This window comes from Acinetobacter radioresistens DSM 6976 = NBRC 102413 = CIP 103788, from assembly GCF_006757745.1.
GTDB classification, from domain to species: domain Bacteria; phylum Pseudomonadota; class Gammaproteobacteria; order Pseudomonadales; family Moraxellaceae; genus Acinetobacter; species Acinetobacter radioresistens.
Genome location: NZ_AP019740.1, coordinates 924,014 through 939,816 on the forward strand (window position 1 = coordinate 924,014; position 15,803 = coordinate 939,816).

The window sequence follows — 15,803 nt, forward strand, 5'->3', positions numbered from 1 at the left end:
TATGCAGGAGAGTTTTTCTATCTAAAACTGAACTTTTAAGTTGATTCTAAATTTGTCTGGTGACTTGCTGTAGATATGCCAGAATCTGATCTTTGTGCTGCTGGAAAGTATCCATTCCAATATTCTCGGTTTCACCATTAAAGGTGATATAAGTGGTTTCACCATCACGGTGGAAGGAATAAGGCATACCTTGGGTAATCAGATAATAATCTTCGTTATCTTCACTAATTTCAGCTTTAGCTGTCATATCCAGGTGATCAGGTTGATGACCAATAAATTCTTTAAATTTTTCATATACATTTCTCATGGCTGACCTCTTCTATATCTAGGATGAGTCATTTCTACTGCTTGAATAACCATTTTGATAACTGGTTAATCAAGAGTCATTATGAAATATTAAGCATCAGGTACAGTATTCTAATTACTATAGGTTTAGGTCTAATCTAGCATCAAAGCATTTTAAAGAAATTGCCAAGTTGTCTAAAAACGTGAAAGTTGATAGCAGTTTTGTAAGAGAATACATCTGGTATCTATAGCTATGTTCTTTAAACAAAAAACCACCCGAAGGTGGTTTTTTAACTGATAGCGATTACTCAAGGAATTTGACAGTAACGCCAGAGCGTACTTTTTTACCTAAATCATTAGCGTCCCAGTTGGTCAAACGAATACAGCCGTGTGAAGCTGTTTTAGAAATGAGTGATGGATTCGGGGTACCATGAATACCAAAGGACTTTTTGCTCAAGCCAATCCAGATATTACCTACAGGGCCGTTCGGACCAGGCGGCAATGATAAAGGCTTTTTGTTATTACCCTGAACGAAGTTGCTTGGTGAATAGCTATACCATGGATTCGGTGCTACACCTGTAACTTTATAGGTACCTGCTGGAGAAGGAGTATCCGTACTACCAATAGTTGCCGGGAAAGAAGCAATCATCTGATTACGGCTATTAAACAGATACAGCTGTTTTGCACCTTTATGGGCAACGATTAAGTGAATATCTTCAGGCAAGTCATTACGTACATTTGCTACAATAATTTTCTCACCAGCTTTTTTAAAAGTCGCTTTCGGATTAAGTTTCTTTAAAAAATCTTCATCCATGTGAAACTTTTCGCCCAGCATTTCAGAAACACGTACATAATATAAACCTTTCATTTTGGCCTGTAGCGCGTAGTCTGAAGGTATTGAGCTGGCGTATGGCCCTTTTAGGTCATCTTCCGTAATTGTATATTCAACAAAAGCTGGTTTACCGGCAGTTTTAGCAACTAATGCGTCCCAGGTTTCTTTGGTTAAAACACCTGTAGGTTTTAAACCATTCATTTGCTGAAAAGAGGCAATTGCTTTTAATGTATTTTTACCACTCATACCATCGATTGCACCAGGTGAAGCATGTGCATTATTTAACATGACATGGGCACGGGCATAGACTGGAAATTGGCCCTTGCCAATTGCATCATACCACTCGGCATTATTCAGTCCTTCCAAAGTCCATGAAGCAGTTTTAGCGGCTTGATTTACGTTAGCCGGAGTATTGGTGGTCTTGCTTGCAGCAGAAGGAGCGGTACCAACATCCGCCTTTTTATCTTCAGTACGGGCCAGATTTTGCAAGGTGGTTGAAGCGCGGTCCAGATCACGCTCTTCTTGAGCAGTAATACGGGAATCGGTCGTTGCAGTTTCTGTTTTATTCGCTGGTGTATCTTCACCGACTTCTAGAGGGTCGATTGGATCTTCGACCGTATTTGTTGCGGCAACTTTAGGATTGAGCGGCTGTTCAGCAGTTGGAGCAGCCAGGGCTGTACCAGTAATAATACAGCTTAAACTCATAGCGAGTAATGAGCGAACAAACATGGAAATCAACCTTAAGAATTATTCATATGCTGGGTGTAAATTTAGTTAAGTATTGCAGAAAAATTACGGAGATGCAGTATTTGTTTTGTGTAATTCATACTTTTAAAACTGTTTTTAAGTGATTTTATGAAACTGTATAAACATGGGAAGAAGTTATTCAAAATGCGGCCTTTTTGCTATGATGGCAACAAGACCAAGACCATGTTAGGAAAGTAAATGACGACCCTGAAAAATGATCGTTTTCTCCGTGCCCTGTTACGTGAGCCTGTAGATTCTACGCCAGTATGGATGATGCGTCAGGCAGGTCGCTATTTACCTGAATATCGTGAGACCCGGGCCAAGGCTGGTGATTTTCTGTCTTTATGTAAAAATACCGAGTTTGCCTGTGAGGTAACTCTACAGCCTTTACGCCGTTATGAACTTGACGCAGCGATTTTATTTTCCGATATTTTAACTGTTCCTGATGCTCTGGGACTAGGTCTGTATTTTGAGGCAGGTGAAGGGCCAAAATTTAAAAAGACAGTACGTACAGAACAGGATGTGGCAAATCTGCCCGCATTTAATGCCAAATCGGATTTAGACTATGTCATGAACGCAGTCAGTACTATCCGTTCTGCTCTAGGCGGCCAAGTGCCTTTAATTGGTTTCTCGGGAAGCCCATGGACGTTAGCAACTTACATGGTAGAGGGCGGCTCAAGTAAGGATTTTCGTTTTACCAAACAGATGATGTATGCGCAGCCAGAGGTATTACATGCTTTGCTGGATCGTCTGGCAGTAGCAGTCACTGAATATCTAAATGCCCAGATCGACGCCGGGGCACAGGCGGTTCAAATTTTCGATAGCTGGGGCGGGGCTTTAGCACATCGTGAATATCTTGAATTCTCGCTAAATTATATGCAGAAAATTATCACTGGCTTGCAACGTGAAAAAGATGGCCGACATGTTCCGGTGATCTTGTTTACCAAAGGCGGCGGACAATGGCTTGAACAGATGGTTGCGACTGGCGCAGATGCATTTGGACTGGACTGGACCACGCCACTTCATGTAGCACGTCAGACTGTAAATGGCCGGGCTGCGCTACAGGGAAATCTTGATCCGGCGACTCTATACGGTTCAGCAGCTACAATTGAGAAAGCCACCAAAGCTATGCTGGATGATGCCTATCTGAATGGTGAAAAGACGGGTTATATTGCAAATCTTGGACATGGAATTACCCAGTGGGTAGACCCAGCACATCCGAAAGTATTTATTGATACTGTACACGAGTACAGTGCTAAATATCTGGGATAATATGTACGGATGATTCTGCTTCTTAAAAACATATTTGAATTTCTTTATAAGGCAGCTTCGGCTGCCTTATTTGGAATTTTATTGCTATTGGCTTTTATGTTGACGGCAAATATGGGGAGTGAGGCTTTCTATGGTTTGTTCCGGTATGACTATCTGCTGTTATATGCTCTGATCATTCAATTTTGTCTGCTGTATTTAAAGCTTGAATCTTGGGCAGAAGCTAAAGTAATAGCCTTATTTCATGTCATGGCAATGCTGATGGAAATTTTTCTTACCCATCCTGCGATTGCTTCTTGGCAGTATCCACAGCCAGCTGTTTTTAAAATATTGACTGTTCCACTATTTGCCGGGTTTATGTATTCTGCCGTAGGCAGCTTCTTTGCAAGATCGTTACGATTATATCAAGTCGTCTTTACACATCTGCCAGGCTTTTTACCTATGCTGGTTTTGGCTCTCTTGTCTTATATTAATTTTATGAGCAAGTTTTTCATTCCAGATATTCGTTATCTTCTGTTTTTCTGGAGTATAGCCTTATTCTGGAAAACCCGGGTGTATTTCCAGTTGAGCTATAGCCGTTTTGAACTACCGATGTTGCCAGTTCTTCTGATTTTGGCTTTTATTATCTGGATTGCCGAAAATATTAGTACATTTTATAAAATCTGGTTATATCCGAGCCAAGTCGATGCATGGCATATGGTAGGGTGGGGCAAGCTGGGTTCTTGGTATTTACTGCTACTGTTGAGTTTGGTACTGGTATTAAAAATACTGGGCAACAGAGATCGTCGAGGCCGATGGCAATTAAAAAAAACAGCAGATAAATGAATTGTTATCTTTCTGTTTAACAGTGCATTTTTTTAATTGCGAAGCGCTTCACTTCCGGATAATCTCACTACTGTGTAATAAAATTTACACATGTATAGCGATAACAACACTGCATGAGAATAACTGGAGAATAAGTATGTTAAAAAAACTGATGTTGGCTGCTGTATTAGCGGCAGGTTCAAGTGTAGCAATGGCTGACAATGATGTTGGTTGTGGTGTAGGTAGTCAGGTTTGGCAAGGTCAGAGTGGGATTATTCCTAAACTGTTCGCTGGTACCACAAACGTGATTTTTACCAACCAATGGCTCGGGATTACTTTCGGTACATTAGGTTGTAGCCAAGGCGGTACAGTAACTGCTCAGGTCGTGACTTTTACTAATGAAAATGCCGAGACGCTAGCTCGTGATATGTCTGTAGGCCAAGGTGAAAGCCTGAATGTGCTGGCTGAACTAATGAATATTAAACAGGAAGATAAAGCACGTTTCTTTGCGGTATCTAAACAGAATTTCTCTGAAATTTATTCGGCTGATAACCAGAATACTTTACAGGTACTGGCTTCCCTTCAAACCGTAATGGCAAAAGATGAAGTTCTTAAAGCTTATGTCTAATTAGATATTCAAAAAACCCTGTCTTAAAGACAGGGTTTTTCTTATATAAAGAGAAAAAGATTACTGCATGAAACCTGTTTTTTTGATCCTTGCCCTGACGGTAGCTGGCCTGAGCCATGCAGCAGATACGACACCAGATGTATCCTACTATTTAAATCTTGCTCAACAGAAAAAGCTGGCCCAAGATATCACTTGGCAGCGCTTAATGTATGCCAATACTGCCGGCCACAGTGAGGTGAGCTATAAAGGATATTTTCTTGCGCCAGATGGAAAGAGAAATCTGCAACAGGAAATGCAGCAGGATATTCAAGCCCTATTTCAGGTCGCTGAACCGAATCAATCTGTCCGATGCAAATTTCCCGCCCGTAGCCGCTGGTTAATGCAGCAACTACAAATTTCCGAATACCAGTTGCCTCAAGCCAGCTGTCCTGAATTTGAAAGCTGGATCGAGCAGGTTAAGCCTTATAAGGCTACCCTTATTTATGCTACAGACTTTATGGGCAACCCAAGCTCCATGTTTGGGCACACTTTATTGCGGTTGGACCCTAAAGACCAGAAACAGTTAAATCTGGTCTCTTATGCAGTCAACTATGCAGCTACAGTAAACGGTACAGATAACTGGTCTTTTGCCTGGAAAGGCTTAACTGGCCGGTATCCTGGTGAATATTCCCTCATGCCGTATTACCGTAAGGTAAAAGAGTATGGAGATTTTGAAAGCCGTGATCTATGGGAATATGAACTGGATTTAAATCCAGAAGAAACCCGGTTTATGGTTGAACATATCTGGGAAATGCAGAAAGTGACATTCCCCTATTATTTTGTTAGTGACAACTGTGCTTACCGTTTATTAGGCTTAATTGATCTGGTACGTCCAGAAGCTAATTTACAGGAACAGTTCGATTATGCTGCGATACCGGTAGAAACCTTAAAAGCAATGGATGAGCAGGAGCTCGTTAAAAACAAAATATATCGTCCGGCTTTAGAAACCCAATTACTGGCACAGGCACGGCAACATGGTAAAACTCTAGCTAAAACTGCTCATCAGGTTGCTTTTTCCGAAACTGAAGAAATGCCTAGTCTTGTAGGGGACTATCCAGCGAATGATCAGGCTAAAATCCTGGAAATGGCTTATGATGACCTCTATCTACAATTTTTAAGACGCAAGGTTGATGAAAGTTTTGCCCAGCCACGTTTTCGTCAGCTGTTGGGCCTAAGAAGCCAGATTAATCTGGATAAACAGCGTCAGGAACCTGAACGACCGAAAATTGATCCTACTCAGAGTCATAAAGCACGTAATATTTCAGTTAAAACCGGTGAGGTGCAGGGCCAGTCTTTTATAGAACTTGGTCACCGTCAGGCTTATCATGATCTTATTGATCCACAGGGCGGATTTCGCACCGGCACGCAGTTAAATTTCTGGGATGGTTCAATACAGTATCGGAATGACCAGTTAAAATTGGAGCATTTTGATTTTTTATCAGTAAATTCATATAACCCGATTACCCCTTTTAAAACTCCTTTATCATGGGGATTCAATTTTGGTTGGCAACAAGAAAGTGTGGAACACGATGGACAGTTTAGTGAAGACCGTCAACACGGTGTATTAAACTTTAATGTTCAGGGCGGGTATAGCTATGCTGATCAGGCCCGTGAACATTTATGTTATGTACAAGCTCAGACATATTTACAAGCTGGGAAGGCTCTAGATAAAGGATGGCGCATTGGCGCCGGACCAACGTTAGGATGTCAGAATATCTGGACAGAACGAGTGAACAGCTTGGTGCAGGTGGCCTTACCCTACTGGGAGGATGCTCACCAATGGCAGTTAAAACTTAACACCCAGTTGCAATATGCCTTTACTCCACAAAATGCTCTGCGTTTGGGTTGGGAATATCAACAGCAGGACCATAAAAACTGGACTAAAACCAGTTTAGGATATATCAGATATTTCTAAATCCAATTAAAAAGATAGGTTTTAGTAGACTACATCTAAAATACCCTGAAGCGCATCATACGATAATTTGTTATATTGGTGGGCCTGTTAAAGGATAATTTAGGCCCTCTGGAATCAATTGTATGAATGAACAATGTATTACCATGCTTGCCGAGCAATGGAAGGATATATGCGGGCAATATTCTGCAACTGATTTAAACTATACTGCCCAATTTATCCAGGATAACTCGTTTTTACTGGTCGATGAGTTTTATAAAAATATGATGCAGGAGAAAGAGGCATCCTATTTTTTATCTGATGAGATTGTACAAAGCCGCCTGAAAACTACATTAAATCAGTGGTTACTCGATTGTTTTAATATGCCGTTTAAACAGAATTATGAAGAAGTTGTACAACGTCAACTGGTGATTGGCAATGTGCATGCGCGTATTGGTATTCCATCTTGGCTAATCATGCGAGGAATACGTGAAATCGAAAAAAAAGTCTTTTCTCTGCAAGCTTCTAGAACCCAGCAGAATATTTATACTGTAACCAACTATATTGTACAGAGCATTGGTTTTGCCTCTGAAATTATGTGCCGTTCCTACGAAGCAAATATTGAAATTAATAATGATATTAAACATACCTACCGTTTATTTTCTGCGATGCAGGATGTATCGATTCAAAAGGATAAACAGCGCAGTTCCTTGTTAGACTGGGAAAATGAGCTGATGTTTAAAGTATTTTCAGACAGTGCTAGCTTTAATCATCTGCTATTGTCCAAATCAGAATTTGGTCTCTGGTTTATTCATAAAGCAGCCTATGCTTTTTCTGGCACAGACCAGGTACAGATTATTATTGATCGCATATATGAGGTAGATAAACTTAATCTGGCGGTACTTAAGAGCCAGGATAAAGCCAATGCGATTGCCCTGATACAGCAGATTCGTGAAAAAAATCGTGAAATACAGCATCTGGTTGATCAGTTATTTCAGGTTTCCGAGTAGATCGGCTCGGGTAATGATTCTTTAACCCAGCTACTTAATCGTCGTTATTTAAATACGATTATTAACCGGGAAATTAATTTTTCCCGTAAAAATGGTTCGCCCTTAACTTTACTGGCAATTGATGCTGACCATTTTAAAGGCATTAATGACAAGTTTGGTCATGCAGCAGGGGATCTGGCCTTACAGTTTCTGGCTGAAGTTTTACTCGAATGTACCAAAGGCAGTGATTATGCTTTTCGTATAGGGGGTGAGGAGTTTTTGCTGTTATTGGTCGATAGCGACCTGAGCCGGGCTCAAAGCGTTGCTGAAAATATCCGTATGCGGATTGAAGAAACCGTTATACGGTCTACTATGGGTGTCAGCTTTAATTTTACAGTCAGTGTAGGCGCCGTATTATATGATGGGCATCCTGATTACCAACGCTTTTTAGATGCCGCAGATTCGGCTTTATATGCGGCTAAAAACAATGGTCGAAACAATGTATATATGGGATAAATAACGGCATTACCTATACAGCAAGAGATAAAAAAAGCCCTGCGTTTGCAAGGCTTTTTAATTTTAAGCTTAGTAACTTTCAGGCACAGCACTCAAGAATTCACGGCGAGCTTCTTTATCTGTTTTAAAGTCACCTATAAAAGAAACTGTGCGTGTAGTAGATTCCTGTTTACCTACGCCACGCATCATCATACACATATGTGCAGAGTCAATCATGACCGCAACACCTCGTGCTTGAGTCACTTCTGCTACTGCTTCAGCAATTTGTTGGGTCAAATTTTCCTGAATCTGTAAACGACGGGCAAACATTTCAGTAATGCGGGCGAATTTGGACAGACCCAAAACGTTACCTTCTGGCAAATAAGCAATATGTACACGGCCATAAAATGGCAGAAGATGGTGCTCACAGAGTGAATAAAATTCGATATTTTTAACCAGTACCATTTCACGGTTATCCGAAGGGAAAACCGCATTATTGGTCACTTCTTCCAGTGTCTTGCTATAACCTGACGTGAGGTATGAGAACGCTTTGGCAGCACGCATCGGCGTATCTTTAAGACCGGGACGATTCAGGTCTTCACCAACGGCGGTTAGGATATTTGCGTAGGATTGCTGCATAGACATAAGGCGTGTTCACTTACACTGGTTGAACAAGGGCGACATTGTAACAGAAAACTATCAAAAGTCTGAGAGTTAATAAGCATGCCAATTACTGTTTAAATTTCAGATTTTTTTCAGCACGCTTAAGTAGTACCAACACTGCGCCTGTACCGCCCTGATTTTCAGGTGCACTGACAAAGGCCAGTACATCACGGTGCTGACGCAACCAGCCATTTACATAGGTTTTAAGCACAGCTTCTGGACCTTTACCATGCACTATTTTGATGACATTCTGATTTTCATCTTTTGCCATCTGAATAATTTGCAAAACTGCTTCACGTGCTTCTTCTACCGTGCAGCCATGGAGGTCGACCGCTTCAAACCAGCGTAAATTTCCCGCTTTTAAGTCTTCAAATACCTTATGTTGCAAGGTCGCGATACGATAGCTCAGTTTAGACTGGCTTCCAACCGGATTTAATACAGCTTGGGTATCTGAGAGTTCAGCCAGCTCAACTTCACGCGGCCCCTCAGCAGCTGCACGTTTAGCCAAGATCTGGGCATTGGGTTTAAACTTTCGTGTTTTTTCCACCTGAGCAATATTACTACCCTGCAGAGGTTGTACACCCTGCAAGGCTTTTTTAAACAGATCCAAGTCTTCACCAGAGTCTTTGTCATCCCGGGCTGATTGAACTTCAGTCTGCTTCGCTTCAGGTGAAGACTGAGGAATAGAAATCTGCTTTCTAAACTGTTTCAGCAGGTTTTGCTGGTCTTTAGAAAGTGTAGAGTCTTTTTTACTCATAAGATAAGGTTTTAACTCTCTGTGGCTGACCGAACAGGGCCGTGAAAGCCTGATCAGGATATGGCTGCTTCATAAAACTCTCCCCAACCAGAAATGCATGAATATCATATTCCTGCATTAGCCTTACATCATCCGGACTGGCAATACCGCTTTCTGTGACTAACAGTCGAGCAGGGTCGAGTAGTTTCTTTAAACGTAATGATGTATTGAGGTCAACCTCAAAGGTTTTCAAGTTACGGTTATTTACGCCAAGCAAACAACGGTTTGAAAGCTGTAAAGCACGTTCCAGTTCATATTCATCATGTACTTCTACCAGTACATCCATTCCCTGTTCAAAAGCGGTTTGAGACATTTCTTCAAGTTGCTGGTTAGATAATGAAGCAACAATCAGTAAAATACAGTCAGCATGAAGAGCACGAGCTTCAATAACATTGTAGGGATCAATCAGAAAGTCTTTACGTAATGCGGGCAGGCCGCAGTGCGTGCGCGCAATTTGGATGTTTTCATCAGCACCCTGGAAAAAGTCGACATCAGTTAGTACTGAAAGGCAGGCTGCACCTGCTTGTTCATACTGCCGGGCGATTTCTGCAGGATTAAAATTTTCACGAATGATTCCTTTAGACGGAGAAGCTTTCTTGATCTCTGCAATTACACCAGGATACTTGCATGACAGTGCCTGCACAAAACTACGCACAGGTGTCGCGGCCTGTGCCAGTCCTTCTATATCTTTTAAACTGCGCTGTTTTAAACGCGCAGCCAGTTCTTCAGTTTTACGGTCAACAATTTTACCAAGAATTGTGTTTGCAATATCTACCATGACTGTTTATTCCTGACCGTTATACTTCGTACTGTTTCAAAGTTTTAGTAAATTCTGATAATACGCTCATTTTTTCAAGTGCCTGTCCACCATAAATAATGTCATGCGCTAAAGCGACACCCTGTTTATAACTTTGACTCAACCCAGAAACATACAGTCCGGCACCTGCATTTAGAGCAATCATCTGGGCAGCTTTTTCACCTACCGGCGTTTTCTTTTTGCCTAATGCGTTTTTAATTAACGCCAGACTTTCATCAGAACTATTTACTACAAGACCAGTCAATGTCTGAGATTCTATCCCCACATCTTCAGGATTCAGTATCCATTCGGTAACTTCACCATTCTTTAGTTCAGCGACTGTAGTTGGTGCTGCAAGACTGATTTCATCCAGGCCATCTTTGGAATGTACCACCATGACATGCTCGGCACCTAATTGGTTCATTACTTCTGCAATTGGGCTGCAAAGTTCATCAGAAAATACCCCAATTACAAAACGTTTGACACCGGCCGGATTCGTAAGCGGGCCAAGCAAGTTAAAAATACTGCGAATACCCAGTTCTTTACGTGGGCCTACTGCATATTTCATGGCTTTATGATGGTTAGGTGCAAACAGGAAACCTATTCCCATTTCACGGATACAGCGCTCAGTTTGCTGCATGTTCAGATCAAGATTGATCTCTGCTTTTTCAAGCAGGTCGGAAGAACCAGACTTACTTGATACACCGCGGTTGCCATGCTTGGCGATTGTAGCGCCCGCTGCTGCTATAACAAATGCTGATGCTGTAGATACATTAAACAGATTCTGACCATCTCCACCTGTACCCACAATATCAACCAGATAAGGGATATCACTTACATCAATCTTAATAGCAAACTCACGCATAACTCGTGCGGCAGCAGTAATTTCATCAATACTTTCACCTTTCATGCGCAAACCCATCATCAGTGCACCAATTTGGGCCTCTGTTGTACTGCCTTGCATAATGCTACGCATGACTTCTTCCATTTGCGGCTGAGTCAGATGAATATTTTTTGTAATATGATTAAGAGCTTGTTGAATGTTCATATAAATCACTTAAGCGTAAATTTCTAAAAAGTTCTGGAAAATTTTATGGCCATGCTGACTCAAGATTGATTCAGGATGAAACTGCACACCTTCTACTGGTAATGTCTTATGTTTTACACCCATGATCTCTTCCATCGAGCCATCTGCTTCCTTCGTCCAGCAATTTACTTCCAGGCAGTCTGGTAAACTCGCTTGATCAATCACCAGAGAGTGATAACGAGTTGCCGAAAAGGGTGAAGGTAAATGACTGAAAATTCCAGTATCATTGTGATACATGTCAGATAGACGGCCATGCATGACGGTTTTTGCCCGTATAATTTTTCCACCAAATGCTTGTCCAATACTTTGATGCCCCAAACACACACCAAGTAAGGGAATTTTACCGGCAAAATGCTGGATGGCTGGAATAGAAATACCAGCTTCTGTTGGAGAACAGGGACCAGGACCGATCACAAGATACTTGGGTTGCCATCGCTCAATATCATCCAATGTGACACTATCATTGCGAACGACTTTAACTTCTTGATTTAACTCGCCAAAATACTGAACGATGTTATAAGTAAAGCTGTCGTAATTGTCGATCATTAGAAGCATGAGCTTTTAACCTTTTGAAATGTATACACCTATGTGTCTTTAATTCGGATGAACTCTAAGAAAATATTTGACTAAAAACAGGAAACCCAGATTTAGAAATAAATGCAAAAAGAAAAATTAGAGCGAACAATATCATAGCAAAAAATCATGAATTGCTGCTGAACTATTTCTATTATGGTGTTGAGGCTTATACTTAATATTAAAAAATCTGGCAAATTCTCTTAAATCAAAAATTAAGGATGGCCTAAGACTTAAAAAAATCATGCGTAGGGAGAATAAAAAAACAGTGAGTAACTGAGCTACAGCTATTATGAATCAAAAATAAACAATAACTGTTAAAAGCTGACTATCATCAAAATTTTTGAGCTAAATTCCCGATAGAAATTAAAAAATAAATAATTTATTAAATTTAGAATATCTATTAGAGCTCCTTAAAAATAAAATCATACAAAAATAACTAAACACAGTCTTAACTTCTAAAAAAATGCACTATTTTGGTTCAATAATTCTATTATTCTGAATAAAGTAATTTAAGAATGATTGATGATAGTGCAATTCAATCTGCACACAGTATAATACCCGCATAGCTAAGGTTTTTTTAATCTTCACACTATTAAGAAATTCAAAGCATTAGCTTAGTATTCTAAAGTTGGTATGGGAATTGCTTTATATTGAGCAACTACTAACATGCACTCGATAAGTGCAACAAAATTTCATCGGAGCAAAATGAGCATGGCGAACAAGGTCCTTCAACTCATAGAAGAAAGTGGCGCAAAATGGGTCGATTTTCGCTTTACTGATACCAAAGGCAAGGAACAGCATGTTACTTACCCGGCAGACAGTATTGATGAAGATACATTTGAAGATGGCAAAATGTTTGATGGTTCTTCAATCGCTGGCTGGAAAGGGATTGAAGCATCGGACATGATTTTACGTCCAGATGCAGAAACTGGCTTTATCGACCCGTTCTTTGCAGAGCCAACAGTTGTAGTAACTTGTGATGTGATTGAACCATCAACTGGACAAGGCTATGAACGTGATCCACGCTCCATTGCTCGTCGCGCAGAAGAATATTTAAAATCTACCGGTATCGGCGATACTGCATTCTTTGGCCCTGAACCAGAATTCTTTGTATTTGACGAAGTAAAATGGGACATCGATATGTCTGGTGCACGCCATACATTGATCGCTGAAGAAGCTGCCTGGTCTACAGGTAAAGATTATGAAGCAGGTAACTCTGGCCACCGTCCACGTGTAAAAGGTGGTTACTTCCCAGTTCCGCCAGTAGATTCTTCACAGGATATGCGTGCAGATATGTGTGCAAAAATTGAAGATATCATGGGACCAGGCCGTGTAGAAGTACATCACCATGAAGTTGCATCATGCCAGTTAGAAATTGGTGTGAGCTTCAATACCATGGTGCGCAAAGCAGATGAAGTTCAACAGTTCAAATACGCAGTTTGGAATGTTGCACATCAGTATGCAAAAACTGCTACTTTTATGCCTAAACCAATGGTAGGCGACAACGGTTCAGGTATGCATGTGCATATGTCGATCTCCAAAGATGGCAAAAACCTGTTCGCTGGTGATGAATATGCAGGCCTTTCAGAAATGGCATTGTATTTCATTGGTGGTGTAATCAAGCATGCTCGTGCACTGAATGCAATCACTAACCCTTCTACAAACTCGTACAAGCGTTTAGTGCCTCACTTTGAAGCACCAATTATGCTGGCTTACTCAGCACGTAACCGCTCTGCTTCTATCCGTATTCCTTACGTGTCTAGCCCTAAAGGCAAGCGTATTGAAGCACGTTTCCCAGATCCAATGATGAACCCGTACTTGGGTTTTGCAGCATTGTTGATGGCAGGCCTTGATGGTATTCAGAATAAAATCCATCCGGGTGAAGCGGCTGACAAGAACCTGTATGATCTTCCTCCTGAAGAAGAAGCAAAAATTCCTACAGTTGCCCATAGCCTCGATATGGCTCTTGAAGCACTGAAAGAAGATCACGAATTCCTGCTAAAAGGTGGCGTGTTTACTAAAGATATGTTAGATGCATATATCGAACTTAAAACTGAAGATGTGCGTCGTCTTAATACGACTACTCACCCAGTTGAGTTTGATATGTACTACAGCCTGTAAATCTATTCTGAATTTCACTGTAAAAAGACCCGCCTTTGTGCGGGTTTTTTTGTATGATGCTGTAATTGATAAACGATATGATGTTATGGCACCACGCAAAAAAAATACTGGATTTTTTCCATGGATTGATCCTCAGGATCACAATAAAGGTTTTAAACTGAATTTTTCTGAAGTGACTTATATAGAAATAGGACGTACACCTGAAGGTTATAAACAGGCAGAATTTGTTGCACTGCGACATCCTGAATTCGCTCTGGACTATGATTATCCAAAAAGTTTTTATCTCACTACCGAGGGCTTGATCTTAAAGAAATTACCGAGCGGGACATATGTAGTCATTGCTAAAACAGATAATGGTTAATTGTGAAGTTGGGAAAGTTGTGAGTTCAAAATATAAAAACAAGCATGCTGAGCAGATTCCTGCAGCACTAAAAATTTGGTTATATGCATCAGGTTCCTTAACCCGACAGTTAACCGATCTGGCTGGCGGAAAGTTTAGGGTCGAGACGCTTAATGAATATTTTCAACGCCCTAACTTCGCTGACAGCCAGTGGATGAAAATGCCAGCTCAGCATACTTCCTGGGTACGTGATACTTATCTATATGGCTGTGAGACACAGCCGTGGGTCAAGGCGAAAAGTATCTTTCCGATACTAAGCCTGCAAGGACGGGCACGTTTATTTCAACACATTGGTCAAAAGCCAATTGGACATTTTTTATTTCAGCGTACCCGGCCCGCCTGTGAGCGGCGTGTAGTTTATCTGGAAGAGGGTTGGACCCGTCAGAGCTGCTATACTTGGCATGGCTGCAAATTTATTGTGCAGGAGACATTCCTGCCAGCTTTTGAGTATTTTATTCAGCAATAACCTCGTTAAGGACAGTCATGGCAACTGTGCATCAGATTACTTGGCGTGAGCGCCTGGAAGCTTATTACTATTTATGCCGTTTTGATAAACCGATTGGCACCGAACTGGTTTTCTGGCCAACCATGTGGGCACTCTGGATAGCGTCAAAAGGTATACCGGACCTAAAAATTCTCTTTATTATGACTTTAGGCGTAATTTTTATGCGTGCTGCCGGTTGTGCTATTAATGACTTTGCTGACCGGAAGGTCGATGCACATGTAGAACGTACCAAATCCCGGCCTTTGGCGACTGGTATAATTAGTGCTAAAGAAGCGGTTTTAGTATTTCTGGTTCTGGTTGCTGCCAGCGCGTGTCTGTTATTTTTCCTCCCTATTCAAGCTTTTTACTGGTCATTTGGCGCTTTATTGCTTGCATTCATATATCCTTTCATGAAGCGCTATACTCATTTGCCACAAGTCTTTTTAGGTGCAGCTTTTTCTTGGTCTATTCCTATGGCCTATACCGCAGTGGGCCAGACACCAGATTTAATCTGCTGGCTGCTTTATTTTGGAAATCTGTGCTGGACTGTTGCCTATGATACGCAGTATGCCATTACTGACCGTGAATATGATTTAAAGATTGGTGTAAAATCTACAGCCATCCTTTTTGGTCGTTATGACATTCAAATTATCGTACTTTTACAGTTATGCAGTCTTATTCTAATTGGTACAGCCCTGTATTTAGAAAATATTTTATTTCCATGGTCGATGATCGCTTTAGTTGTGGTTGCATTCGATTTTATATATCAAACAATTAAAACCAAGGACCGCAATCCCCAAATATGTTTTTGGGCATTTCGTCATAATCGTTGGGTTGGATTCATAATTTTTCTGGGAATATTTTTAAATTTTATATCGTAAAAATAGTACTCAGGTTGAAA

15 protein-coding genes and 1 pseudogene are annotated in these 15,803 nt (G+C 40.9%); 9 read left to right on the forward strand and 7 right to left on the reverse strand.

From position 1 onward, the window contains the following. Positions 1-46: 46 nt before the first annotated feature. Both ACRAD_RS04230 and ACRAD_RS04235 read right to left on the reverse strand, forming a co-directional pair. Complete coding sequence (locus tag ACRAD_RS04230; protein ID WP_005025201.1) at positions 47-307, reverse strand: hypothetical protein; 261 nt, start codon at positions 305-307, stop codon at positions 47-49. A 282-nt stretch (positions 308-589) separates the two neighbouring features. After that, positions 590-1,846, reverse strand: a complete 1,257-nt coding sequence (locus tag ACRAD_RS04235; RefSeq protein ID WP_005025203.1) for a L,D-transpeptidase family protein — start codon at positions 1,844-1,846, stop codon at positions 590-592. A gap of 216 nt (positions 1,847-2,062) precedes the next feature. Here ACRAD_RS04235 and hemE point away from each other — a divergent pair, with 216 nt between their 5' ends. From hemE to ACRAD_RS04260, 5 genes and pseudogenes are all read left to right on the forward strand, one after another. Next, positions 2,063-3,136, forward strand: coding sequence for a uroporphyrinogen decarboxylase (hemE, locus tag ACRAD_RS04240; RefSeq protein WP_005025206.1), 1,074 nt, complete (start codon positions 2,063-2,065; stop codon positions 3,134-3,136). 9 nt (positions 3,137-3,145) lie between these two features. Then, positions 3,146-3,958 carry a DUF817 family protein gene (locus ACRAD_RS04245; protein WP_005025208.1) on the forward strand — a complete coding sequence of 271 codons (813 nt, stop codon included), beginning with the start codon at positions 3,146-3,148 and terminating at the stop codon, positions 3,956-3,958. Positions 3,959-4,094: 136 nt separating this feature from the next. Further along, positions 4,095-4,565: a DUF3015 family protein gene (locus ACRAD_RS04250; RefSeq protein WP_005015141.1), complete on the forward strand. Its 471-nt coding sequence runs from the start codon at positions 4,095-4,097 to the stop codon at positions 4,563-4,565. Between the two features lie 67 nt (positions 4,566-4,632). Beyond that, complete coding sequence (locus tag ACRAD_RS04255) at positions 4,633-6,519, forward strand: Lnb N-terminal periplasmic domain-containing protein (protein ID WP_005025210.1); 1,887 nt, start codon at positions 4,633-4,635, stop codon at positions 6,517-6,519. Between the two features lie 122 nt (positions 6,520-6,641). Beyond that, positions 6,642-8,000 (forward strand): annotated as a pseudogene (locus tag ACRAD_RS04260) (diguanylate cyclase). A gap of 69 nt (positions 8,001-8,069) precedes the next feature. Here ACRAD_RS04260 and folE read toward each other — a convergent pair. The 5 genes from folE to ACRAD_RS04285 form a co-directional block, all read right to left on the reverse strand. Then, entirely contained in the window at positions 8,070-8,618 is a 549-nt protein-coding gene (gene folE / locus ACRAD_RS04265) for a GTP cyclohydrolase I FolE (protein ID WP_171053875.1), read from the reverse strand. A 91-nt stretch (positions 8,619-8,709) separates the two neighbouring features. Further along, positions 8,710-9,399: a Smr/MutS family protein gene (locus tag ACRAD_RS04270; protein WP_005015133.1), complete on the reverse strand. Its 690-nt coding sequence runs from the start codon at positions 9,397-9,399 to the stop codon at positions 8,710-8,712. Then, the gene (trpC, locus tag ACRAD_RS04275; RefSeq protein ID WP_005025215.1) at positions 9,392-10,216 is read right to left on the reverse strand and encodes an indole-3-glycerol phosphate synthase TrpC; all 825 of its coding nucleotides are present in this window, start codon (positions 10,214-10,216) and stop codon (positions 9,392-9,394) included. Before trpC ends, ACRAD_RS04270 begins: the two co-directional genes overlap by 8 nt. Before the next feature lie 19 nt (positions 10,217-10,235). Continuing rightward, the gene (gene trpD / locus ACRAD_RS04280; protein WP_005025217.1) at positions 10,236-11,282 is read right to left on the reverse strand and encodes an anthranilate phosphoribosyltransferase; all 1,047 of its coding nucleotides are present in this window, start codon (positions 11,280-11,282) and stop codon (positions 10,236-10,238) included. Positions 11,283-11,291: 9 nt separating this feature from the next. Further along, on the reverse strand, positions 11,292-11,876 hold the full coding sequence (locus tag ACRAD_RS04285; RefSeq protein WP_005015125.1) for an aminodeoxychorismate/anthranilate synthase component II: 585 nt from the start codon (positions 11,874-11,876) through the stop codon (positions 11,292-11,294). A 726-nt stretch (positions 11,877-12,602) separates the two neighbouring features. Here ACRAD_RS04285 and glnA point away from each other — a divergent pair. The 4 genes from glnA to ubiA all read left to right on the forward strand — a co-directional run bounded on the left by glnA (position 12,603) and on the right by ubiA (position 15,783). Next, entirely contained in the window at positions 12,603-14,018 is a 1,416-nt protein-coding gene (gene glnA / locus ACRAD_RS04290; RefSeq protein WP_005404245.1) for a type I glutamate--ammonia ligase, read from the forward strand. An 85-nt stretch (positions 14,019-14,103) separates the two neighbouring features. Further along, complete coding sequence (locus tag ACRAD_RS04295; RefSeq protein ID WP_005404889.1) at positions 14,104-14,379, forward strand: hypothetical protein; 276 nt, start codon at positions 14,104-14,106, stop codon at positions 14,377-14,379. Further along, a complete protein-coding gene (locus ACRAD_RS04300) occupies positions 14,372-14,884 on the forward strand; it encodes a chorismate--pyruvate lyase family protein (RefSeq protein ID WP_005025220.1) in 513 nt (170 codons plus the stop codon). Before ACRAD_RS04295 ends, ACRAD_RS04300 begins: the two co-directional genes overlap by 8 nt. Before the next feature lie 17 nt (positions 14,885-14,901). Beyond that, complete coding sequence (ubiA, locus tag ACRAD_RS04305; RefSeq protein WP_005025222.1) at positions 14,902-15,783, forward strand: 4-hydroxybenzoate octaprenyltransferase; 882 nt, start codon at positions 14,902-14,904, stop codon at positions 15,781-15,783. Positions 15,784-15,803: the final 20 nt, after the last annotated feature.

Bases quoted from the DNA above. Each gene is read 5' to 3' on its own strand.
- ACRAD_RS04270 (WP_005015133.1), bottom strand. From the start codon at position 9,399: ATGAGTAAAAAAGACTCTACACTTTCTAAAGACCAGCAAAACCTGCTG.
- ACRAD_RS04255 (WP_005025210.1), top strand. From the start codon at position 4,633: ATGAAACCTGTTTTTTTGATCCTTGCCCTGACGGTAGCTGGCCTGAGC.
- trpC (WP_005025215.1), bottom strand. From the start codon at position 10,216: ATGGTAGATATTGCAAACACAATTCTTGGTAAAATTGTTGACCGTAAA.
- ACRAD_RS04230 (WP_005025201.1), bottom strand. From the start codon at position 307: ATGAGAAATGTATATGAAAAATTTAAAGAATTTATTGGTCATCAACCT.
- glnA (WP_005404245.1), top strand. From the start codon at position 12,603: ATGAGCATGGCGAACAAGGTCCTTCAACTCATAGAAGAAAGTGGCGCA.
- ACRAD_RS04285 (WP_005015125.1), bottom strand. From the start codon at position 11,876: ATGCTTCTAATGATCGACAATTACGACAGCTTTACTTATAACATCGTT.
- hemE (WP_005025206.1), top strand. From the start codon at position 2,063: ATGACGACCCTGAAAAATGATCGTTTTCTCCGTGCCCTGTTACGTGAG.
- trpD (WP_005025217.1), bottom strand. From the start codon at position 11,282: ATGAACATTCAACAAGCTCTTAATCATATTACAAAAAATATTCATCTG.
- ACRAD_RS04300 (WP_005025220.1), top strand. From the start codon at position 14,372: ATGGTTAATTGTGAAGTTGGGAAAGTTGTGAGTTCAAAATATAAAAAC.
- ACRAD_RS04235 (WP_005025203.1), bottom strand. From the start codon at position 1,846: ATGTTTGTTCGCTCATTACTCGCTATGAGTTTAAGCTGTATTATTACT.
- ACRAD_RS04245 (WP_005025208.1), top strand. From the start codon at position 3,146: ATGATTCTGCTTCTTAAAAACATATTTGAATTTCTTTATAAGGCAGCT.
- folE (WP_171053875.1), bottom strand. From the start codon at position 8,618: ATGCAGCAATCCTACGCAAATATCCTAACCGCCGTTGGTGAAGACCTG.
- ACRAD_RS04295 (WP_005404889.1), top strand. From the start codon at position 14,104: ATGGCACCACGCAAAAAAAATACTGGATTTTTTCCATGGATTGATCCT.
- ubiA (WP_005025222.1), top strand. From the start codon at position 14,902: ATGGCAACTGTGCATCAGATTACTTGGCGTGAGCGCCTGGAAGCTTAT.
- ACRAD_RS04250 (WP_005015141.1), top strand. From the start codon at position 4,095: ATGTTAAAAAAACTGATGTTGGCTGCTGTATTAGCGGCAGGTTCAAGT.